Consider the following 24,698-nt stretch of genomic DNA (forward strand, 5'->3'; position numbering starts at 1 on the left):
GGGGGACGACCGTGGCCCGTCTGCGCAGCCTCCGCGATAACTTGTCGCCCGCGCGCGAAGTGCTCGCCGCGCACGCGCCCTGGAGCCCGTTGGATTATGTGCCCGGCATCTCCCGGCGCGGCGACCGCGCCCTCTACGCCGAACAGTTGACGGCCGAGCTGCCGGCTGACGACGACCTGCGGTTTGTCGCTCCGCTCGACGATCTCGGCTCGCTGGCAGTTTGCGCCGAGCGCCTGCCGTGGGACAGCGAGTTCTTCGGACTCGGCGTGGCCCGGCTCAACGCGGTATTGCCACTCGAAGCGCCCTGGCACCGGCCGCTGGCCGACTATCGTCCCGTGCTCGAGCAATTCCTGGCTGAAGTTGCCGCGCGCGGCATACGCTATGTGTTCGCCACGGTCGAACCGCGCGACCTGGCGACGATCCGGGCGCTCGGAGAACTGGGCTTTGCCCTGATCGAGACGCGGTATTACCACCACGGGCAGATCCAGCCGCCCCCGCTCGTCGAGCGATTGCCGGTCCGCAAGGCCGTGGAAAACGACATTCCGCACCTGGCCCGTGCCGCCGCGCAAACGGTCAACATCTACGACCGGTTCCACGCGGACCCGGCGCTCGATGCGGCCAAGGTGGCGCAGCTAATGGCCATCTGGGTCGAAAAATCGGTCCGCGGCGAAATGGCCGACGTTGTGATCGTGCCCGACGTACCCGAGCCGGGCGCACTGGTCACTTACCGATATCACCGCGAGAAATGGGGCCGTTGGGGCTTGAACCTCGTGCAGGGCGTGCTTTCGGCGGTGTCGCCCGAGTTCGCCGGATGGATGGGCAAGCTGGGCCCCGAGGTCAACTTGCACTTGCTGGGCGTGGGAGCCCAGCATTCGTACGGCAGTACGCAGGTGACGAACCGGGCCATTCTGTGGTTTGCCGAGGAGTCGGGCGCGAAGTTCGGGCGCTGCGAATACATTTTCCGTCGCTTGCTCTAAGGCCGGCGACCGCGCGCCGACGACTGCCGGTGTGAATTATGCGGGCTGCGAGGCGCCGGGGCGGCCGGGTTTCTGCCGGTGACACGCTCCCTCAGGCTGGATTGGGCGGCTACGATGGCAGGTTAGGGCAGGGAGCGGCCCGTTCGTTCTGGGGGAACGCCACTGCAGGCCCTTGCCGACATGCGCACCGTCTCGGTCATCGTGCCCGTCTATCACAACGCCGAGAGCCTGCCGGTATTGCTGCGCCGTTTGCAGTCGATGGCCGACAAAGAGCCGGAGCAGTTTGAGTTCATCTTCGTCGACGACGGCTCGCACCACGACAACTCGTTTCCGGTGCTCGAAGAGCTCGCGCAGACCGATCCCCGCATCAAGGCGCTGCGGTTGGCGCGCAACTTCGGTTCGAACGCCGCCTCGAGCGCGGGCATCGCCTATGCTCGGGGCGATTGCGTGGTGGCCATTTCGGCCGACTTGCAGGACCCGCCGGAATTGATCGGCGAATTGCTGACCCAATGGCGATTGGGCTCGAAGGTCGTCTTGGCGACGCGCCGCGGCCGGGTCGATCCGTGGCTGACGAAGGCTACTTCGCAAGCGTTCTGGTGGCTGTTTCGCCGCTACGGGTTGCCGAATTTCCCGGAGCAAGGCTGCGACTACGTACTGATCGACCGGCAGGTGCTCAACGTGCTGGCCGACATCAACGAACCGAACGGCGGCATCGGCATGGTGCTATGGACCGGGTTTCAACCGGCCTACGTCGAATATGACCGCGTGGCCCGCGACCCGAACTACGGCAAGTCGCAGTGGACGTTCGGCAAGAAGATCACCTATTTCATCGACTTGTTCGTGTCGTTTTCCGACAAGCCGATTCGCGCCGTCTCGGTCATGGGGTTGATGATGGCGCTCTTGGGGTTCCTCTATGCCTGCGCGATCGTCATCTCCTGGTGGCAGGGGAGCCGCGACCTCGTGGCCGGGTGGTCGTCGACGATCGTGATCCTGCTGCTCGTCTCCGGTGTGCAGCTGATCATGCTGGGAGTGCTTGGGGAGTATCAATTACGGATGCTGCAAACCATCCGCAAGCGTCCGCCGTTCGTCATCGACCGGGTGGTCGATCCCAGCCGGGCTCAGCAGCGGCAACGCGAGCCCCAGCCGATCGACGAGGACCTCTGAGCCGCTGGCCGCGCAAGGCTGCCCGCGCCGCGCAACCGGTGTGATCGCTGCGAGCGGCTCCAACGCCACCTGCCGTCCGGGTGCGGCCGGTCGGGCGGGGTGCCATTCGTTGGGAACCTCCGCCGGCGCGTTTATACTCGGGATTTGGCCGGCAGTTGCGCGCCGATCTGGGGAGATCGACCCGGCCTGGCGGCCGCGCCGCGGCCGCTTCCCGTCTTTGTCTTCTCGTTGCCTTTCGGACGATTGTCGCATGATGGAGACCACCCCGCTGGTCGGGTATCACGCGACGCTCGACGACGTGTTGGCAGGCTTCCTGGACGATGTCCGGCGGCAAGATCCACTCGTGCTGGGGCGCCGCGCCCTGCGCCTTGGCGAAATCTATCGCGCGGCCCATGCAGGGCACGCCGGGGCGCTGGCACCGTTGCCCATCTCGATCGTCGAAGCGGGGCCGCTGGTCGACGCCAACCGCGCGGCCATCGCGCGGTTGCAGCAATGGCTCGACGAAAAACGCGTGGTGTATGGCGTCAATACCGGCTTCGGCGGCACCGGCATTTTCAACAAGCATCTCGACCAGGAAGGACTGCGCCGCCAGCAAGAAGTGCTGATCGACGGCCTGTTGGTCAGCGGCAAGCAAGACGCGCTGCCGCCGGAAGTGGTCCGCGCCGCCATGCTGGCCCGAGTCGCATCGAACCTTGTCGGAGTCTCGGGTCTGCGACACGACGTCATGCGGCTGATCGTGCGATTGGTTCATGAAGACGTGGTCCCGATCATCCCGGCCAAGGGGTCGTTGACCGCGTCGGGCGACCTGGTGCCGCTGGCCTATCTAGCGGCCACGATCCAGGCCCAGGACGACGCGCAGGTCGAAGTCTGGCATCGCGGACAGCGCACCACGGCGCGCGCGGCCCTGGCGGCACTGGGGCTCGAACCGCTCCGGCTCGAGCCCAAGGAAGGCCTGGCTCTAGTCAACGGGACCTCGATGGCCGCGGGCGCGGGGAGCCTGGCCGTGGTTCAGGCGTTCAACGCGTACTACCTGACGATCGCGCTGACGGCACTGGCGAATTGCGTGGTTCGCGGCACGCTGCAGTCGTATCACCCGTTCGTCGCCGAGGTGAAGCCGCACCTGGGACAGATTTACTCGGCCCGGCTGATCTTCAACCTGATGCACTCGACCTCGGACCGGTTGGTGCCGAAGGGCGACGTCGTCGGCTTTGCGCCGGCCCACGAATACCGGCTGTGGCAACTGACGTATCCGTTCCGCTGCGCGTCTCAGCACCTAGCGCCGGAATATGACGTGCTGATGGGGGCCGCGCACGACCTGGCAATCGAGGTCAACGGCGCATCGGACAATCCTTTGATCCTGAACGACGGCACCCGACAATTCGCCGTCTCCGGGGGCAACTTCCTCGGTTCGACCGTGGCCAGGGACATGGACAAGCTGAAGCTATCGTTCCACTCGCTGGCCCGGCTGGTCCACGCCCAGTTCAAGTTCCTGATCCGCGGGGTCGACCACATCGTCAGCGCCACGGAAAGCCAGACGGTGCGCGAACGCTTCATCGCCACTCACGTGATTCCGCTCAGCTCGCACCCGGCCGACAACATGGGCTTCCAAGGTGTCGAGATCTACATGGACGCCTTGTTGTCCGAGATGAACCAGCGCGTGGGTCCCCATTCGACGACGTATCTGTCGGCCGAAAAGGAAAACCAGGCCATCGTGTCGATGGGGCTGGCCGCGGCGCGGACCGCGCTGGATCTGGCCGCCGACACGGATTATTGCCTCGCGGCGCATCTCCTGGCCTGTTGCCAGGCGTTCGACCTGGCGACCCTGCCGCCCGAATTGATCCGCGCTCACGAGGGGCGGCGCGAGAACCTGGTCTGCGAAAACCCCCGCGCCGAGGAGCTGGGCCATTTACGCCCGCTCTATGATTTCCTCAGGCGCGACCTGGGGGTGCCCACCTTGTGCACCAGTACGCGGATGCACGGCTACCTGACGGAGCTCGTGCGGCGCGTGTCGAAGCTCGAGTTGTTGCAGGTGTTTCACACGTCCTGTCTGCAGCCGGCCCTGGCCGACGACGCGTATGCCCGGCACTGCCGCGGCGGCTCGCGTGAGGGGGTTGCCGGAGAGTAAACGCGCGATTGGATGCGCCCAGAGGGCGAAGGGAAGCGCTGGGTCGGCCGTCCGCGACCGTTCATACCAACCGTTTCCATGTCTGAACCACGCGCCAGAGAACGACGACTTGCCTGGGTCCGCGGACCCGAACTGCTGCGCGCGCCGAGCGATCCGCAGACGCTGCCGGGGTTGCTGCGCCGCGCGGCCGAGCGTTTCCCCGGGCACGGCGTGGTGTTCCTCGACGCTTTCGGCAGCGAGCAGCGGCTCGATTATCCGGAACTGCTCGCCGAGGCCGAGCGGCGGCTCGCGGCGCTGCGGACCTTGGGGCTACGCGCGGGCGACCGGCTGATCCTGTTGCCGCGCAGCACCCCGGAATTCGTGGCGCTGTTCTGGGGGTGTTTGCTGGGCGGAATCGTGCCGGCGCCGTTGCCCCTGGTGCAGGGACCGCTGGCGAACCTGCGCGGCGACGGCTCGCGCGCAGCGAGTGCCGAGGTGGCCCGGCTGCTGGCTGTGTGGCGCAAGCTGGGGCGCCCCTTGATGGTCGTTCCGGCAGAGCTGGCCGCGCGGCGCGCCGAGCTGGAGCAGATTGCCGGCGAGCCGCTGGCAGCATTGCGGTCGATCGCGGACCTCGAGTCTCACACGCGCGTCACGCAAGGGCACGACGCGGCGCCGGAAGATCTGGCCTATTTATTGTTCAGCTCGGGCAGCACGAGCGATCCCAAGGGCGTGATGGTGTCGCACGCCGGCAGCATCAGCAATCTATTGGCCACGCGGCAGCACAACGACTTCGACCATCGCGACGTGACACTCGCCTGGGCGCCGCTCTATCACGTGATCGGGCTGACGTGTTTTCATCTGTTGCCGGTCGCCACCGGTGCGACGCAAGTGTTGCTCGATCCGCTGGCATTCGTGCAGCGGCCCGAGCTGTGGCTCGAAGCGATCAACCGTCACCGGGTCGCCTTCACGGGCGGGCCGAACTTTGCTTTTTCGCTGGCCTGCGAACGCGTGGCGGAATCGGCGCTGCGGCACCTCGACTTGTCGTGCCTGAAGGTGGTGCTCAACGGTGGCGAGGTCGTCTCGGTGGCGACGTTGCGGCGGTTCTATCGCAAATTCAAGGCCTGCGGGCTGCGCAGCGAGGCGCTGGCCCCGGCGTTCGGCATGTCGGAGACGGCCGGCGGCGTGTGTTATCCGCGGCCCACGGAAAAGTTTCGCGCGTTTCGACTCGATCGGCCGGCGACCCCCGGCGTCGCCGCGGCCGCCGGCGAGGTGGCCACCGAGTATGCGAACCTGGGCTATAGCCTGCCGGGTTTGGAAGTGCGGATCGTCGACGATCGTGATCAGGTCGTCCTCGAACGCGAAGTGGGGCACGTGCAGGTCCGCGGCGCGGCACTGGCCAGCGGCTACTGGGGCGACGAGCAAGCCACGGCTGCCGCATTTGTCGACGGTTGGCTGCGCACCGGCGACCTGGGATTCTTGAGCGCCGGTCAACTGGCGATCGTCGGACGTTCGAAAGACGTGATCATCGTGCATGGTCACAACTACTACGCGCACGATCTGGAGCAGGCGGCTCGTGACGTCGAAGGCATCGTCCCCGATCGTGTCGTGGCCGCGAGCTGCTTCGACCCGGGCCTGGGTCGCGAACGGGTCGTAATGTTCGTGGCCATGGCTCCCGGCGCGCCCGACGCAGTGCGCGAGCAAGTGGCCGCGGCCGTGCAGCGTGCCATCGGCGTGCGCGTCGACGCGGTGTTCGTGTTGGCGGCCGATGAGTTTCCGCGCACCCCGGCCGGCAAGCTCCATCGCTACGAACTCCGCAGGCTGCTTGCGGCCGGACGATTCGACCCGCCGCAGGTCGCGACGGCGCCGACCGTGGAACCGAAGCCTGTCGCCCCCGTCGCGCCGCAAGACCCCGCCGCGCAAGTGGCCGAGGTGATTCGGGCAGCGCTGCGAGAGCTGCTCGTCACCGCGGCAGATTCACTGGACGACCGGACGAGCTTTGTCGAACTGGGGCTCGATTCGGTGTTGGCCGTGCGGCTGGCGCGCGACTTGGAAGATCGGCTCGCCGTACGGCTGCCGGCGACCACGGCCTTTGAGTTCCCGAACGTGGCGACGCTCGCTGCGCATCTTGCCGGTCGCGTCGATCCAGTCCGGCTGCCGGTGGCGGCGCCGCGCGGCGAGGCCGCGGCCCAAGTGGTCGCATCGCAGGGAGACCTGCCCGACGATGCCGTCGCGCTGGTCGGCATGGCGGGACGTTTTCCCGGGGCGGCCGATCTCGAGGAATTCTGGCAGAACCTGGCCGGCGGAAGGTGCGGCATCGTCGAGATCCCGCCCGAGCGCTGGTCGCTCGACGGCTTCTACGATCCACGGCCAGGTATTCCCGGAAAATCGATCAGCAAGTGGGCCGGGATGCTGGACGACCCGGACCTGTTCGACCCGCGCTTCTTCGGCATCTCGCCGCACGAGGCCCAGCGAATGGACCCGCAACAGCGGCTGCTCGTCGAAGTGGCCTGGGAGGCGATCGAGCGTGCAGGCCTGGCCGGAGGTCAGCTCAACGGCAGCGCGACGGGCGTGTTTGTCGGCATCAGCTTGCACGATTACTTGCGCGGCGTCATCGCCGATCCGGCGCAGGTCGACGCTTATACGGCCTCGGGCAATTTCTTGTCGATCGCCGCCAACCGGCTGAGCTACTTGTTCGATCTCAAGGGCCCGAGCCTGGCGGTCGATACCGGCTGCAGTTCGTCGCTCGTGGCGCTGCACCTGGCCGTCGAGAGCTTGCGCCGTGGCGAGTGCGACGCGGCCCTCGTCGGCACGGCACATCTACATTTCACGCCCGAGCTGTACATCAATTTCAGCCAGGCCGGCATGCTGGCGGCCGACGGTCGCGTCAAGGCGTTCGATCGCCGGGCCAACGGCTATGTGCGCGGCGAAGGCGTGGCGGCGGTCGTCCTCAAACGGCTGCGCGATGCAGTGCGCGACGGCGATCCCATCGTGGCCGTCGTTCGTGGTACGGCTGTCAATCAAGATGGCCGGACCAATGGACTGACGGCGCCAAACGTCGTCGCGCAAGTCGAGGTGCTGCAAGCCGCCTGGCGCAACGCTCGCGTCGAACCGCGAACGCTGGGCCTCGTCGAGGCCCACGGCACCGGCACTTCGTTGGGCGACCCGATCGAGGTGGATGCCCTGGTGCGAGCGTTTGACGCGGCGACACAGCAAGCCGGAGTCGAGCCCGCACATCAATGCTGCGCGCTGGGCTCCGTAAAAACGAACATCGGGCACCTGGAACCCGCCTCGGGCCTGGCCGGTTTGCTCAAGGCCGTGTTGGCGATGCGGCACCGGCAGTTGCCTCCCACATTGAATTTCGAAGCGCCCAACGAATTGCTGCGGTTCGACGAATCGCCCTTCTACATCGTCGATCGACTCCGTCCGTGGATCGCCGACCAGGTGCCGCGACGGGCATGCGTGAGCTCGTTCGGATTTGGCGGTACCAACGCGCACGTCGTGTTGGAGGAGCCGCCGGCAGGGCACAACGAGCCACGGCATCCGTCGCAGCAGCCTGCCGAGCACTTGTTTGTCGTTTCGGCCCGATCGGCGGAAACACTGGTCGAGCTGGCAGGTCGGTTGGCGAGTCATCTGCGCGCAAACAGTGCGCTCGACGCGTCGGCCGTGGCCCGGACGCTGGCGACGGGGCGGACACCCTATGCATATCGCCTGGCAATCATCGCGCGTTCGCTGGAGGAATTCACGGCACGGCTCGACGAGTTTGTCGCCGACCCAGAGCTGGCGGCGCTGGCCGAGACGAGCGGCACCGCGACGTATGACAACGAACAGCGGCGATGCTGGCTGGGATTCGTTCCGCGGACGAACCTGACGCCAACAGGGACAACTGCGCACGCCTCGGAAGCGGCCGTAACGAGCCTGGCCGCGCTGGCTGCGTCGTTTGTGCGCGGCACGGCCGTCGATTGGTCCAGTAGTTTTCCGCCGGATTTGCGGCGCGTCGAATTGCCGCCGACACCGCTGCAACGGCAGCGGTACTGGATCGGTACGCAGTCCCAGGCGATCGGGGGTGCCACGGGCGGAGCTCCGATGCCCGCTGTCGCGCAGCCGGATACGGCGGCGCCATCTCCCGGCAGCCCGGTGCCCTCGCTGGCAGCGCTGGAGCGGCGCATGACGGCGCTTTTAGCCGAGGTGCTGGAGATTGCTCCCGCGGAAATTGCGCCGACGGCCAACTACATGGAGTTGGGCCTCGATTCATTGATGGCCACGCGCGTGGCGAAGTCACTCGATCCCTTGGGGCGGCTCGAACTGGATGCGCTGCTGCTGTTTACCTACCCCAGCGTGCGCGAGCTGGCCGCGCACCTGGCGGCCGAGCATCCCGATGCGTTTCTCGAATCGGCGGCGGAAGCACCCCAGCCGGAGCCGGCGCGACTCGTCGCGCCGGTCGCCGCCATCGCAGGCGCGCGCGAGCAGAACGGCGGCATCGCGATCGTGGGGATGGCATGCAGATTCCCGGGTGCGGACAGTCCCGAGGAGCTTTGGCGCTGGATCTGCGCGGGCGGCGATGCCATTCGGACGTTACCACTCGATCGCGCCACAGCGCTAGGGTTGGCCGACGAGCAACGACCGTTGGGGGGCTGGCTCGACGACGTCGCCGGGTTCGATCCCGCGCTATTTGGCATCACCCCGCGCGAGGCACGCTATCTCGACCCACAACAGCGGCTGCTGCTGGAGCTGACCTGGGAGGCCTGCGAACGGGCTGGCTACTCGCGGCCGCAGCTGGCGCGCGACCGGGTGGGAGTCTTTGTCGGCGCCTCGAACTGCGATTACCTCGAAGTACTGCGGCGCGGCGGCGCTCAGGCCGACCCACACGTCGCGGCGGGCAATGCCCTGACGATGCTAGCCAACCGCATCTCGTATGCGTTCGACCTGCAAGGGCCGAGCTTGACGATCGATACGGCGTGCAGTTCGAGCCTCGTGGCCGTGCATCTGGCCTGCGAGGCGCTCGAGCGCGGCGAGATCGACGCGGCGCTAGTGGGCGGCGTTAACCTGATTCTCGATCCCGAGCGCAGCCGTGCCTTGGCCGCCGCGGGGATGCTCTCTCCCAACGGTCGCTGCCGGACGTTCGACGCCGCGGCCGACGGTTATGTGCGCAGCGAAGGCGCAGCGATGGTCGTGCTGCGACCGCTGGCCGCGGCGCTGGCGGCGGGCGATCGCGTACTGGCCGTGATCCGCGGCACGGCCGTGAATCACGACGGCCACTCGAAAGTGGGCGTCACGGCGCCGAATCCGAAGGCGCAAGTCGAAGTCCTCGCCAGCGCCTACCGGCGAGCGCGGGCCGCCCCTGAATCGATCGGCTATCTCGAGGCTCACGGAACGGGAACGCCTTTGGGCGATCCGATCGAGTGGCGCGCGCTCGGCGAGGTGTTTCGCGACCGGCACGCAGGCGGATGCGCCGTCGCCTCGATCAAGTCGCGCATAGGGCATCTGGAAGCGGCCGCGGGCATGGCCGGCTTGTTCCAGGCGGTGCTCGCGCTCAGCCACCGCCAGCTTCCGCCGAACGCACCAATTCAGGCCTTGAACCCGCACCTGGACATCGCAACCGGTCCGCTCTTCATCAACGATCGGCTTCGGCCTTGGGCATCGGTCGGCGCGCGGCGCGCGGGCGTGAGTTCGTTCGGTGCCGGGGGAACCAACGCTCATGCCGTGCTGGAAGAGGCGCCCGGTCCGGACGGTCGTTGCAGCGAATCGTCTGCGGCCGCTTTGCCGGGCGCGTGTGCCCTGGTGCTCTCGGCCCGCAGCTCGCAGGCACTTGAAGCACTCGCCGCGCGGTGGCGCGACGCGGTGGCCGCTACAGACGTTCCGGCGATGGCCGATCTTTGCTTCACCGCCGCGACGACGCGCGTCGCGCACGGCGTTCGCATGGCGATTGTGGCCCGCTCGGTCGATCAGCTCAGCGACCGGCTGCAGTTGTTGCGCGACTGGACCTTGCATGACCAATTGCAAGGCTCGCTGGTCTTCGTCGGTGTGCCGGATGAGGCAGCCGCGCTCGAGCGTGCTTGGGAAGGTGACGTCGAACCAAGGCTCCAGCGGCTGAGCGCCGCACAATTGGAGCGGCTTGCCGCTTGCTGTGTTCGCGATCCGAGCGAATGGGAGCTGACCGCGAAGATTCGGCAGCTTGCGGTCGCGGCTGCCGCGCAATTCGAATCCCGGCCCGACGCCGATGACGTCGCCTGGTGGACGGCGCTGGCGCTGGTTTGGACCCTGGGCGCGGAAATCGATTGGCCGGCCTGTTTCGCCGGGCAGCACGCACGTCGCGTCGCGGCGCCGACGTATCCGTTCGAGCATCAGCCCTATTGGGTCTCGCCGCCGAAAGCCGCCGAGCTGCTTGCGGCATTGCCTCGACCGGAGGCGGCGCAACCGGCCATTGCGAGTGGCGGCGGTCTGCTCGAGCAGGTGGTGGAAGTGCTGGCGCAGGCGCTGGAGGTTGCGCCGGACACGCTGGACGTGCGGCGGCCGCTAGTCGATCAGGGGCTCGACTCGATCCTGGCCACGCGGATTGCCCGCGAGTTGGGTGAACGGTTCGGCGAGCGCCTGCCGGCGACATTGTGCTTCGAATTTCCGACGGCCGAGCAGTTGGCGGCCCACCTGGCACCCCAAATGCGGTCCCGGGCCCAGCGGGCCGAAGCGAATCTTCTCACAGGCGGCTCGGCGGGTGACGAGCGACACGCGATCGCCGTGATTGGTTTCGGCGGGCGGTTTCCGCAGTCGGAGTCGCTCGAACAGTTCTGGCAACATTTGCTGGCTGGGAGCGATTTGGCGCAAGCCATTCCAGCCGAACGTGCAGGCATGCAGGGCGTTCGCCAGCGCGCGGCGCTGCTGGCCGGGATCGATCGCTTCGACGCGGAGTTCTTCCAGGTCGCCCCGCGCGAGGCGGCTGCGATGGATCCCCAGCAGCGATTGTTGCTCGAAGTGGCCTGGGAAACGCTCGAGATGGCCGGCTATGCCGGTGACGCCCTGACCGGTTCGCGCACCGGAGTCTTCGTCGGGGGCATGGCGAGCGAGTACCTGCCGGCGATTCTCGCGCGCGGTGGCGAGCTGCCCACGCACGTGGGCACGGGCAACGCGCTGAGCGTGATCGCCAATCGCACTTCGTATTTCCTGAATCTCAAAGGCCCTTGCCTGGCGGTCGACACGGCCTGCAGCTCGTCGTTGGTGGCTGTGCATCTGGCGGTCGCCAGCCTGCGGCGCGGCGAGTGCGACTATGCGCTCGCGGCGGGCACGCAGGTTGGGCTGGCAGCGTCGCATTTCGACGTCATGGGGCGTCTTGGTGTGTTGTCGCCGACCGGGCGCTGCCAGACGTTTGGCGCGGCGGCCGACGGCTATGTCCTGGGCGAGGGCGTGGGAGCCGTGTTGCTCAAGCCGCTCCAGCGTGCCTTGGCCGAGGGCGATGCCATCTATGGCGTGCTACTCGGCAGCGCGATGAATCACGGCGGCGAAGCAGCCGGCCTGACGGTACCGTCGCCGCAGGCCCAGGCGGCCGTGATCCGCGCGGCCCTGAACGATGCTCACGTCTTGCCCGAGACACTCAGCTACATCGAAGCCCACGGCACGGGTACGCGCCTGGGCGACCCGATCGAAATCGCCGGGCTGCGGCAGGCTTTTGCCGGGCAATACGCGCGTCGGCAATCGTGCGCGATCGGCAGCGTGAAATCGAACGTCGGCCATCTCGAGCCGGCCGCCGGTATCGCGGGACTGATCAAAGTGTTGCTCGCACTGCGGCACGAAACGCTGCCGCCTCACGCCGCGCAGGGCGATCTCAATCCGGCGCTGGCGCTCGAAGAAACGCCCTTCTGGGTCAACGATCGGCCATGGCCGTGGCCGGGCGGCGGTACGCCGCGTCGCGCGGGCGTCAGCGCGTTCGGATTTGGCGGCACGAATGCCCATGTCGTCGTCGAAGAACCGCCCACGCGTGAGCGGCACGTCGCACCGCCGCCAGGCGACGAACACGTGCTGGTCGTGTCGGCCAGAACCGAGGCCGCGCTGCGCGAACAGTGTCGGCGGCTCGCCGTGCACCTGTCAGAACATCCCGAGCAGTCGCTTGGCGATATTTGTGCAACTGCGGCCCTCGGGCGGCGGGCATTCAAGTGCCGGTTCGCCGCCGTCGGCACGAATCGCGACGAGTTGATCATGGCGTTGCGCGCGGCAGCCGGCGGAGACGTTTCCGCCACACCGCCGGTCGGACCGAGCCCGGCCCGGGACCTCGCGCGGCAATTCCTTGCAGGCGAGCGCGTCGATTGGGCGCTCCATTTCGGGCCCTACCAAAAGGTCGAGTTGCCGACGTACCCGTTCCAGAGGCAGCGGTATTGGATCGATACGATCGGCACACCGCCGACCAACGCTCCCCCGCCGGCCACAGAACAGCGGCCAGCCGAGGTGCCGCCGGCGGCGCTGCCCGATGATCTGAACGCGTGGTTCCATGAAGTGTGTTTCGTCGAACGCGCGCAACATTCCGGCGCTCGCTCGCTATCGGGCCATTGGCTGGTCGCCTCGGAGATGGATGATCGCGTTGCCGATGGGCTCGTGGCGCGTCTGGTGCGGACGGGCATTCGTGTGACCCGCGTCTTCTGGGGCACTCGCAATCAGTCGCTGTGGCCGCATGCGTTCGAAGTCGATGCCGACCATGTCGAGGCGGTCGAAGCATGGCTTGCCGCCTTGCCGGGCGGTCCCACGGGAATGGTGATTCTTCCCACGGCGGCACAATCGGCGGTCGTGCCGGCCACGCTGCGGAGCGCGGGCATCTTGCGGGCCCTCGCACGCTCGCAAGCGGCCGCCACGATCGAGACCTGGTTTGTTACCCGCGGTGCATGGGACACAACCGGCAATGTCGCCGAGCGCGAAGGCGACGCGGCGGCGGCGGCCGTTGCCCGAACGGCTGCGAAGGAATTTGCCGGGAACCGCTGCCGCCTCGTCGATCTGGCCGTAGACGCTGAACCGGACAGCGTTGTCGATGGGTTGTGGACTGAGCTTAGCCGTAGCGACGCGCTGCCCGAGTGCATCGCACGCGAGGGGCGCCGGTGGGAACCGTGCGTGCGCCGCCGCGACGCGAAGCCGGCCGCTGCGCTCGAACTGCCGGCCGATGGCGTTTACCTGATCGCCGGGGCTTGGGGTGGTATCGGCACGCGGCTGGCCCGTTGGTTGGCTCAACGAGGTCCGGCGCGGTTGATCCTCGTTGGCCGTCACGGCCCGCGCGACCAGGAACAGGTCGCGGCGCTCGAGGCGCTCGGTGCACGGGTAGAGACTGTACAGCTCGACATCTGCGACGAAGCAGCGGTCGCCTCGCTCGTCGCGGCGCAGTTGGCGGCACACCGTCGCATTGATGGCGTGTTCCACGTCGCCGGCGAGCTGTATGACAGCCTGCTGGCCAACGTCACGACCGCCGGCGTGCAATCCGGCCTGCGCGCCAAGACGATCGGCACGCAGGTGCTGGAACAGGCGACGCGAACCGCGGGGCGACGCGCTTTCGTGGCGTTCTCGTCGCTGGCGGTTGCGGCCGGCAACACGGGCCAGGCCGTTTACGCCGCTGGGAATGCCGCGGCCGACGCCTATTTGTCCCGGTGCCGGCGCGCGGGCGACGCGAGTGTATTGAGCGTCGCCTGGGGACCGTGGAGCGACGTGGGGCTGGCCGCAGATCAGCTGACACGCGCCAAGCTCGAAGCGGCCGGCCTGCGGCTGATCGCGCCCGATGTGGGAGTGCGGCTACTCGAACAGGTGTTGGCGCAGGCAGCCGATCGGGTGCTCGCGTTTCGCACGGCGGGGCAAGACCGCTGGGATCAGCGGCGCGCTTCACAGCCGCTGTGGCGGATCAATCCGACGGGTCAAGCGCACGAGCCTGACCAGCCGGCAACGGGGGATAGTGCGGTGCGGCAGAGGCTCGTGGCGGTGGTCCGCGAAGAACTTGCCCGTGCGCTCGGCGCGCAGCCGGACGAGATCGAAGTCGCGCGGCCGTTTATCGAGTTGGGCCTCGACTCGCTCTTGGCCGAGCAGATGATCGCGGGGCTTCGCGAGCGACTGCGATTGCCGGAACTATCGATGACCGCGGTGTTCCGCTCGCCGAGCGTCGAGCAGTTGGCGGCCGAACTGTCGACGATGACGCCGCAGGCGACCGGTACTGCGCTGCCCGCCGTGCCGCCGGTTTCCGTCGCGCGCAGCCAGCCAGCACCGCCGGCACCGAGCGTCGGCAAGGATTCGCTGCCGATTGCCGTGGTGGGGTTGGCCTGCCGGTTTGCCGGCGCGGACGATTTGGATGCTTACTGGCAGTTGCTGCGCGAAGGGCGCGACGCGACGGGGCCCATGCCGCAGCAGCGATTGCAGGTCGCCCAATCGTACGATGCCTCGTTCGCCGTCGAGGGCGAACGGCCTTGGGGCGGCTTCCTGAACGATATCAATCGCTTCGACGGCGAATTCTTCCGCATGGCCCCGGCCGAGGCCGCGCAGGTCGATCCGCGGCAGCGGCTGATGCTCGAAGCTGCCTATCGAGCCATCGCGCACGCGGGTTACGACGAGTCGACCTTGGCCGGTTCGACGACGGGTGTGTTTGTGGGGTGCGGCGCGAACGACTATCTGACCGGAGTACCGGCCGAAGAACTCACCGTGCACGCGGCGACCGGCAACACCGCGGCTTGCGTGGCCTCGCGCATCGCGTATTTCATGAATCTCCGCGGCCCCTGTCTGCCGGTCGACACGGCGTGCAGTTCGGGGCTCGTGGCGCTGCATCTGGCGGTCGAGAGCCTGCGGCGCGGCGAGTGCGCGATGGCTCTGGCCGGCGCCGTTCATCTGCACCTGCGGTTGGGCCCCTGGCGCACGCTACGGGAGCTCGGCGTTCTTTCGCCGACGCACACCTGCCGTCCGTTTGCAGCCGACGCCGACGGGTTCGTGCCGGGCGAAGGCGTGGCCGCTCTGGTGCTGAAACCGCTCACTCGCGCGCTGGCCGACGGCGACACGATCTATGGCGTACTACGCGGTACGGCCGTGAATAACGACGGCCGCACCAACGGTCTCACGGCGCCCAACCCCGACGCGCAGCAGACGCTGGTGCAGGCGGCCTGGGACGATGCACGCGTCGGGGCCGAATCGATTCAATATATCGAGGCCCATGGCACCGCCACGTCTCTGGGTGACCTGGTCGAATGCACCGCGCTGGCCGCGGCTTTCGCGTCGCGAACCTCGCGGACGCAGTTCTGCCGGCTCGGTTCGGTGAAGGGCAATCTCGGGCACACCGATGCAGTGGCCGGGCTCGCGGGCCTGATCAAGGTGTTGTTGGCGATGCAGCACGAGCTGCTGCCGGCGTCGTTGCACGCCGAGCGGGCGAGCGAACGATTGGCCCTGAGCACCAGCGCGTTGCAATTGGCCGATCGGGCGATGGCTTGGCCGCGCGGCGAAGCACCCAGGCGCGCCGGGGTGAGCGCATTTGGCTTCAGCGGCACGAATGCCCACGTGGTGGTGGAAGAACCGCCGACGGGGCCCGGCACACGGCGCCCCGTGCCTGTGGCACCTGCCCAGACCATGCGCGAGCACGCCTGGCTGGCCAGCCGCTGGCCGCGTGACCCGGCATGCTATGCCATGGGCTGGCGTCCCACGCGGCTCGAGCCAGATGCACGTCGTTGCGTTGGTCTGGTGCAGTTGGTTTGCGCAGCGGAAAGCGCCTCAGCGCAGCGCAGGGCCAATCGGCTGGCCGCCTTGATCCATGCCGGAGGTGGCCGGGCGAAAGTGCAGGCGATGCCGCACGATGGCCCAGGGAGTGAACTCGGCGAACTGCTCGCCGCGGCGTCGACCGTGGTGTATCTCGCACCCAATCCGACGACGGGCGATCGTTCGTCGCTGCGGGCCGCGCTCGACGTGCTGAAACTGGGCCAGCAACTTACGAGTAGCCGGGCAGGAAGCGGCGGACGGCTCGTCCTGGTGACGTGCGGGGCGATGCCCGTCGAACTCGATGCCGACGTGCGCGATCCGCTGGCGGCGACCGCTTGGGGGCTGTTGCGATCCTGGTCGCGCGAAGAGCCCGGCCTCGTGTTTCAGGCAATTGATCTTCCGGCGGACGATGCGGCCGAAGTCGACCAGCTGCTGTGCGATGAACTCGACCATGAAAGCGCGACGGCCGAGATCGCTTTTCGCGCAGAGCAACGGTTCATGCGATCGCTCGAGCCAACGGCCTTCGGCGTCGGCCCGATGCCGGGCCCCTTTGCGTCCAACGTGCAGGGCTTCCGACGCGGCGGCGTGTATTTGATCACCGGAGGGCTGGGGGGCGTCGGCCGCTACCTGGCGAATTGGCTGATCGAGCAGTACGACGCCCGACTGTTGCTGGTCGGTCGCCATGTCGACCAAGATTGGGCCACGTCCATCGCGCGGCCGGAAAACGTGTTGGTCCGCGCGCTCGACGTCGCCGATTCGCGGGCGCTGGCGCAAGCCTGCTCTGCGGCCGCGGAGCGCTTCGGGCGTATCGAGGGGGTGCTTCACGCGGCCGGCATCAATGCGCGGCGGCGCCTGCGCGAGACTTCAGCGGCCGAGTTCGAGGCGGTTGTCCGGCCGAAGCTGGCCGGAGCGCTGGCGATCGACCGCGCGCTGGCCGCAGCACCTCCTGAGTTCGTCGTCTACTTTTCGTCGGTCGCGGGGTTCGATGGCAACGCGTTGCAGGGCCCCTACTCGGCAGCAAACCGCGCACTCGATTGCCTCGCGGCATGGCGCAGCGCGCAAGGCCGGCGGACGTTGAGCGTGGCCTGGGGCATGTGGGCCGAGGTCGGGATGGGCGCCGAGTTGGTTCGCGAACGCGGCGACGCGGGGCCTGCGGCTCTCGATCCGCAACGCGCTTGTTGGCTGCTGGCCGACGCGTTGATCGATGGTCGCTCGAGCCTGGTACTCGACGCCGGGCGAAACGCGACGGAAGCGACTCCCGCCGCGGGCCAAACCGGCACGATTACGGTCTTGCCCACTGGCCCGGTTGCTGCGTCGGGCGCTTCGAGCAAATCGGCCCTTGCCGTGTTGCGCGATTCGCTTGCTCAAACCCTCGGTGTGCCGGCCGCAAGGCTCGACGGCGAGCGAAGCTTCCTCGATTTGGGGCTCGACAGCCTGTTGGCGATCCGTTGGATGAGGGGGCTCGAACAAAGGTTCGGCGGTCGCTGGTCGGCAACGCTGCCGTTCGACTATCCGACCCTGCTACGGCTGGCCGAGCACGTCGCTTCGCGGCTACCGGCCGACGCGCTGGCCGCGGCCGGGACCTCCTCCCCCGAACCGGCCGGCGGCGTGCCAGCCGAATCGGCCGCCATGCCGGTGGACGGAGGCATCGCCGGAAGCCAAGATGAACTGTCCGGTAACGGTTGGGGCGATCAAAACGGTTCTCAGCAGCGGGAGGATCATGGCGAACAGGGACGGTCGGGCAGCGATGTCCTAGTATTGAAGACTGGTCGTCGCGTAGCGCGGGTCATGCGGAGAATGCGCTAGGTGCCCTGGATTGTCCGTCTAGCCAACGGGCAACTCGTCGAAGTCGAAGGCCGTGAGCCGCTTACGGCGGACGAGTTGGCCGAACTCGAAGCCCACTTTGGTGCCGCGATCGAACAGGTCGCGCCGCTGGAGGAGCGCGCGCCCGGGTCGATCGGAGAAGGCGAGGAGATTGCCATCGTCGGGATGGCAGGCCGTTTTCCGGGCGCGGCCCAACTCGAAGATTTTTGGCGCAACCTGTGCGCGGGCGTCGACCCGATCGGCGAGGTCCCACGCGAGCGGTGGGGCTCGACGCCACGCGACGAGGCATGGCCCCTGTACGGCGGTTTTCTCGCCGACGTCGCCGGCTTTGATGCCGAGTTCTTTGGGATCACGCCGCGTGAGGCGACGCTGATCGATCCGCAGCAACGACTGCTGTTGGAAGTAGCGGAAGAAGCGCTCGAGTCGGCCGGCTACGCCGGACGCCAGCTCTGGGACAGCGCGACGGGCGTGTTCATCGGCGTCAGCAACGCCGAATATCTCTATCGCTTTCTCCGCACGCCGGCACGCATCGAGCGCTACGTCGGCACCGGCAACGCGTTGGCGATCGTGGCCAATCGGCTGTCGTACCAATTCAATTTCCACGGCCCCAGCCTGGCCATCGACACGGCTTGCTCGTCGTCGCTCGTCGCCGTGCACGAGGCGGCCGAAGCGCTCCGCGCCGGGCGTTGCGACGCGGCCCTGGCCGGCGGCGTCAACCTGCTGCTCGCTCCCGAGTCGTACCTCAATGCAGAGCGCGCCGGGATTCTCGCGCCCGACGGCCGTTGCAAGACGTTCGATCGCCAGGCCGACGGCTATGTCCGCGCCGAGGGCGTCGGGCTCGTCTTGCTGCGAAGGCTGAGCGACGCCCGGGCGGCAGGCGACCAGATCCGGGCCGTGATCAAGGCCACGGGTGTGAACCAGGACGGACGCTCGAATGGATTGACTGCGCCGAATGGGCCCGCGCAGACAGCGCTGCTCAGAGACGTTTACCGTCGTGCAGGGGTCGAGCCGGCTTCGTTGGGATACCTTGAAGCACACGGCTCGGGCACGGCGTTGGGCGACCCGTTGGAAGTCGATGCACTGGTCGAGGCGTTTGGCGACGCCGCGCCGCGCCAGGCCTGTGCGCTGGGTTCCGTCAAGTCGAACATCGGCCATGCCGAGGCAGCCGCGGGGATCGCTGGGCTGATCAAGGCCGTGCTGATGCTCGAGCGGCAGGTGATTCCGCCGCATTTGCACCTGCGCGAGCCCAATCCGCTGGCGCGCTTCGAACAGTCGCCGTTTTTCCTGGCCGATCGCCCGCGGCACTGGCCCGCCACGGGCACTCGGCGCATCGGCGTCAGCGCGTTTGGGCTGGGCGGCACCAATGCCCACGTGGTCTTGGAACAGGCGCCCGCCCCGGCAGCGCGCGAAGATCGGCAGGACGCGGTGCCGGTGCTGGCGGTGTCGGCTCGCAGCGACGCGGCGCTGGCCGAGAGCTGCCGCCGTCTAGCCGCCTATCTGGCCGAAGAACCCGCGGTCGATCTCTGGGACATGTGTGCGACGCTCGCCCTGGGCCGTCCGCTTTGGACGAAGCGCCGGGTGTTCGTCGCCCGGTCTCGGGCCGCGTTGCTGACCGCCTTGCGTCGCGCTGGGGCAGACATCGAGACGGGGCTCGACCGCGCGTCGCTCGATCCGCGGATGCTCGGTTGCGCCGAGCGCTTTCTGGCCGGCGAGGCCCCGGATTGGGCCGCCGTGTTCGGAACGTATCGCAAGGTGAGGTTGCCGGCGTATCCCTTCGAGCGGCAGCACTACTGGGTGTCTCTCGAGGAAGCTTCGGCGACATCGCAGGCCACGGAGCCCGTCGTCGAGGCGCCTGCCGAGCCGTCCTTCGACGAGGAGCTGGGCTCCTGGTTTTATCGGCCCTCTTGGGCACCTGCCCCCGAGCCGGCTCGCTGTGCTCTCGCGCCGAGAGTCTGGTTGTTGTGGGGCGCCGAGACCGCGTTGGGGCAGGCGCTGGTGACGCGCATCGAAGCCACGGGCGCGGCGGTGTTGCGCATCGCAGCCGATGCGGCGCCCGAGGCCGTGCTCGAGGCCCTGCGCAGCGAGTCGCGGCCGGTTGCCGCCGTGGTCGACGTGGCGAGTTGCACGCTGTTGCACGACGATTCGAACACGGCCGAAGCAACGGCACTGCTCGGTCGGCACATCGAGCGATTGACCAGGTATCTGCAAGCATTGGATCGCCAGCCAGGGCCGGTGCCGCCTTCGTACGTGGTCACCTGGAACGCGTTTGCCGCTGCGCCCAACGGGTTCAATCCCTGGGGAGCGAGCCTGGCGAGTCTCGTACAAGTCGCAGCCGGCGAATTGCCGCGGCTCGCCTTGCGCGCCATCGACGTCGAAGACGAATCGCAGACGCCGCAGTGCGGAGCCGAAGCGTTGTTGGCCGAGCTGCAAGTCAAGCAGGCGGCGCCGCTGATCTTGCTTCGCGATGGGCGGCGCTGGACGCGTTCGGTCGAACCGTATTCATTCGCGGTCGACGCGGCGCAGATGGCCGGCACTGCCCGATTGCGGCCCGATGGTGTCTATCTCATTACCGGTGGCTTCGGCCAGATGGGGCTCGATCTGGCCGAATGGTTTGTCGGCGCCGGCGCTTCGACCCGCACGATCGTGCTGCTGGGAAGCAACCGCCCCCAGCCCGGGACGGCCGTTTGCAGGCGTCTCGAGGCGCTGGCCGAGCGCGGAGCGCGGATCGAGGAACTCGAGGTCGACGTGGCCGACGGTTCCGCGCTGCGCCGCGCGATCGCCGACGTGCTTGCCCGGCATGGGCACCTGCACGGTGTCGTGCATACGGCCGGGCGCATGCAAGACGCGCTGCTCTGCACGAAGACCTCGGCGCAGATCGGCGAGCTGCTGGCCGGCAAAGCGATCGGGGCATGGCAACTGCACGAGGCCACGCGCGGCTTGGCGCTCGATTTCTTCGTCCTCTGTTCATCCACGGCGTCGATTCAAGGTGAACGCGGTCATGCCGTGTATGCCGCGGCGAATGCGGCGCTCGATACGCTCGCGCGCCACCGCCGGGCCGTTGGGTTGCCGGCCGTCGCGTTGAACTGGGGCCCCTGGGAAGGCACCGCCGCTGCGGCGTCGGCGGCGTATCTACGGCTGATGCACCAGCGCGGCACGCGGCTGATTCCGCGGTCGGCAGGTGTCCAGGCCTTCGCAGCGGCGCTGGCCTGCGACGAGCCGCAATTAGCCGTCATCCGGCTGACGCCGCAGCAGCGTCACGACCCGTTGGGTGTGCTCGGCGCGGTTGCGATGCAGCCTGCGCCGGCATGGTCGATGACCGTGGCCGCGGCGCGCGCCGCTTCGGTCGGCGCACAGTCGATGCTCGCGACGGCTTTGGAACGGTATCGCGGCATCGGTCCCCTGATCGACGCTTTGTGCCGGCAATACATCGTCGAAGCGCTAGCGCGGCTCGATGGCTGGCGCGGGCTGTATTCGGGCACCACGATTGCCGAACTGAGCGACCGTCTGAAGATCGTACCGCCGCTACGTCGCGCATTTGCTCGGCTGATCGATTTGCTGGTCACAGACCATCTCTTGCGCCGCGACGCCACGGGCCGCATCGAGGGCGGCACGCTGCCAGTAAGCCTGACAGCCGACGACCAGTTGCGCGCGCTCACGGTGCGGTTTCCCGACGTGGCCCCGCTGCTGCGCTTCTTGCATCGCGCGGGAAGCAGCCTGGCCGATCTGCTGGTCGGCAGGCGGCAAGTGCTCGAAGTGCTCTTTCCGGCTGCGGCGGCCGATGAGGCCGAGACACTCTACCGCGATGCACCGTTCGCCGACTATTTCCGGCAGGTCGCCGCCGCAGTGCTCGTCGCGCGTGCCGCGCGCCAGCCGCAAGGCGAGCCGCTCAGGATCTTGGAGATTGGCGCCGGCACGGGAGCGACAGCAAAGCCCCTGCTTGCGGCACTGGTCGGGCATGACGTGCGCTACACGTTTACCGATATCTCGCCCACGCTGGTGCATCGGGCCGAGCTGGCGTTGGCCGGGCAGGCCGGGATCGAGTTTCGTCGATTCGACGTCGAACGAAATCCGATCGATCAGGGTTTCGACGCAGCGGCCTTCGATGTGATCGTGGCGGCCGACGTTCTCCACGCTACCCGCGATGTGGTGCGTTCGCTGCAATATGCGGCGCGCCTCTTGCGACCGGGCGGGTTGCTGGTGCTGCTCGAGGCGACCCGGGCCTTGCGGTTGGGCGAATTGACGTTTGGCCTGACCGAGGGCTGGTGGCAGTTCACCGACGACCAGCACCGCGACATCGGACCATTGCTCACGGCAGCCTCCTGGCGGCGAGGCTTGCAGGCCGCTGGTTTTGCTGGTGTCGAGGTCTTTCCCGACTTCCCCGTACCGACAGACAGCTACTTCGATCACGAGCTGCTGCTGGCCGAATGGCCCGCCGTTGAGTCGGCGATGGATGTCGAGCCGTCGAAGGCGAAGCCTGACACGGTGCACGGTGCCGCCGAGCCGCCGATCGTGCCGCCGTCCGGCCCGGCGCCGCCGGCCGAGTTGCGTACGCTACTGGTTGATCGGCTGCGCGCCATCGTGGCGCGCGTGAGTCGTTCGCGGCCCGAGTCGCTCGTGGTCGACGCGGCGTTTGTCGAGTTGGGCGTCGACTCGTTGATGCTGCTCGAAGTGCTCGACGCGGTCGGACGCGAGCTGGGAGTGCCGGGGCTGTCTCCGTCCGTCGCCTTCGATCACCCCACGCTCGCCGCACTGGCCGGGCACCTGCTCGCGGCGCACCCAGACGCCGTGCACGAGGCCTTGCAAGGATCTGCTCCCACTTCGGCGATCGCCGTCCCCGCCACGTCGCTCAGCATGTCTAGCGCCCCTGTGCGTGCAGAAAGCAGGCCGGCTCCGTCGCCGTTGGATGCGACGGTGACCCACGACCAGCCGGCGCGTACCGACATCGCCGTGATCGGCTACGCGTGCCGTTTTCCTGGTGCGCAGAATGCCGACGAGTATTGGCGGCTGTTGATCGAAGAGCGCGAGTGCGTGGGCCCCGTCCCGAGCGAGCGCATCGAGCTGGCTCGGGCATTGCGCGGTCCGTTCGATGTTGACCCACGCGATCGGGGTGGGTTTCTCCGCGATGTCGATGCCTTTGACGCCGGTTTTTTCCGTATCACGCCACTCGAGGCACAATATCTCGACCCGCGTCAACGATTGTTTCTCGAGGTCGCGCAGCACGCGGCAGAACACGCCGGCTACGGCGGCAACGCGCTGCGCCAATCGAACACCGGTGTGTTCGTCGGCGTCGGCACGAACGATTACTTGAGTCATTGCGACGTCGAACAAACCGCCGAATTCTGGGCCACGGGCTCGACGCCTTCGACGATTGCTTCGCGGTTGGCGTTTTACTTCGATCTACGCGGCCCGTGCCTGCCCGTCGACACGGCCTGCAGCTCGGCGCTCGTGGCCTTGCACCTGGCGGTGCAAAGCCTGAGATCCGGGCAATGCGCGCAGGCCTTCGTCGGCGGAGTGCATTTGAATCTGCGGTTGGAAAATTTCCGCGCTTTCCGCCGCATGGGCGCGCTGTCGGCAGACGGGCACTGTCGTCCGTTTGCTGCCGCAGCCGACGGCTTCGTGCCTTCCGAGGGTTGCGGAGTCGTGCTGCTGAAACCGTTGGCGCAGGCGCTGGCCGATGGCGATTGCGTATACGGCGTGATCAAGGGGACCGCGGTCAATAACGACGGACGCACCAATGGTCTGACCGCACCGAGCGCTTCTTCGCAGACCCGGGTGCTGACGGCCGCCTGGCGCGATGCCGCGATCGATCCGCGGTCGCTTTCCTATCTCGAAGCGCACGGTACCGGTACGCCCCTGGGAGATCCGATCGAGTTCGAGGCGCTGACCGCGGCGTTCCGTCAATTCGCCACGGACCGGCAGGTTTGCCGCATCGGCTCGGTGAAGTCGAACATCGGCCATTGCGAAGCGGCCGCCGGGATGGCCGGCTTGATCAAGTTGCTGCTGTGTTTCTCGCATCGCACGTTGCCGGCCACGCTGCATGTCGACGCCCCAAATCCGCATTTGCGGCTGGTCGACTCGCCGTGGCTGATCAACGATCGATCCCTGGCGTGGCAATCGGCCGGCCAACCGCGGCGCGCGGCGGTGAGCGCTTTTGGATTCAGCGGCACCAATGCCCACGTGGTGTTGGAAGAGGCTCCCGCAACGCAGCTTTCGCGGCGGCCCGGCGAATTGCCGCTGGTGTATGTTTTGTCTGCGCGTTCGCCGACGGCCCTGCAATCGCTCGCTCAAAGCCATGCCGACCGGCTTTCGCAGCTCGCGCCGGGCGAGTTCGCGGATGCCTGCTTCACCGTCTGCACCGGTCGGGCGCAGCTCCCCGTGCGACTGGCGATCATCGCGCGCGATCTCGAGCAACTGCACGATCGGTTGCTGTTGGTTGCCCAACGATCTCCGGCTGCTCTGCCTGGTTCACAGGTGTTTTACGAGCAGTTGCCCGATACGGGCTTCGCTGCATCGTCTGTCGATCGAGAATTGCGGTGTCGGATCGATTCGTTGCCGCAGGTGCTGCAAGCGTCGCTAGCCGCCTGGTGCCCTTCGGCGCTAGCCGAGTTCGCTACGCCTGCGCACAGCGCTTCGTACACCGCGGTTGGCCGGCAAGTAACTGCGGACGAGTGGCGGCAAGCCCTGGCGGTCATCGCCGAATTGCTGGTGCGCGGGTTCGAGATCGATTGGCAAGAGTTTTTTGGTGCCGGCGTCAAACGCCTTGCGCTGCCGACGTATCCGTATGGTCGGCGGTCGTATTGGCTGCCGCTGCGGGCGCCGGCGGCCGAGCCGGCCGCCGCTACGAATGCGGCTGCGGCCGACTTTAGGCCGCTGGTGACGAGCCGGCCGCAGGCGTTGGCCGGGTTGCAGTACGAGCTGGTCTGGGAGCCGGTGGGCGAGTTGCC

Annotated in this window: 5 protein-coding genes; all 5 read left to right on the forward strand. The window is 67.7% G+C overall.

The window, feature by feature from the left end:
* The first annotated feature begins 11 nt into the window (after window positions 1-11).
* The gene (locus K1X74_17700; GenBank protein ID MBX7168175.1) at window positions 12-977 is read left to right on the forward strand and encodes a hypothetical protein; all 966 of its coding nucleotides are present in this window, start codon (window positions 12-14) and stop codon (window positions 975-977) included.
* A 180-nt stretch (window positions 978-1,157) separates the two neighbouring features.
* Window positions 1,158-2,141 carry a glycosyltransferase family 2 protein gene (locus K1X74_17705; protein MBX7168176.1) on the forward strand — a complete coding sequence of 328 codons (984 nt, stop codon included), beginning with the start codon at window positions 1,158-1,160 and terminating at the stop codon, window positions 2,139-2,141.
* A 250-nt stretch (window positions 2,142-2,391) separates the two neighbouring features.
* Window positions 2,392-4,266 carry an aromatic amino acid ammonia-lyase gene (locus tag K1X74_17710; GenBank protein ID MBX7168177.1) on the forward strand — a complete coding sequence of 625 codons (1,875 nt, stop codon included), beginning with the start codon at window positions 2,392-2,394 and terminating at the stop codon, window positions 4,264-4,266.
* A 78-nt stretch (window positions 4,267-4,344) separates the two neighbouring features.
* Window positions 4,345-17,736: an SDR family NAD(P)-dependent oxidoreductase gene (locus K1X74_17715; GenBank protein MBX7168178.1), complete on the forward strand. Its 13,392-nt coding sequence runs from the start codon at window positions 4,345-4,347 to the stop codon at window positions 17,734-17,736.
* A partial coding sequence (locus tag K1X74_17720; protein ID MBX7168179.1) for an SDR family NAD(P)-dependent oxidoreductase occupies window positions 17,737-24,698 on the forward strand: 6,962 nt, incomplete at its 3' end. It abuts the gene before it with no gap.

The sequence above is a fragment of the Pirellulales bacterium genome (assembly GCA_019694435.1).
GTDB lineage: Bacteria > Planctomycetota > Planctomycetia > Pirellulales > JAEUIK01 > JAIBBZ01.

Bases quoted from the DNA above. Each gene is read 5' to 3' on its own strand.
- K1X74_17705 (MBX7168176.1), top strand. From the start codon at position 1,158: ATGCGCACCGTCTCGGTCATCGTGCCCGTCTATCACAACGCCGAGAGC.
- K1X74_17710 (MBX7168177.1), top strand. From the start codon at position 2,392: ATGATGGAGACCACCCCGCTGGTCGGGTATCACGCGACGCTCGACGAC.
- K1X74_17715 (MBX7168178.1), top strand. From the start codon at position 4,345: ATGTCTGAACCACGCGCCAGAGAACGACGACTTGCCTGGGTCCGCGGA.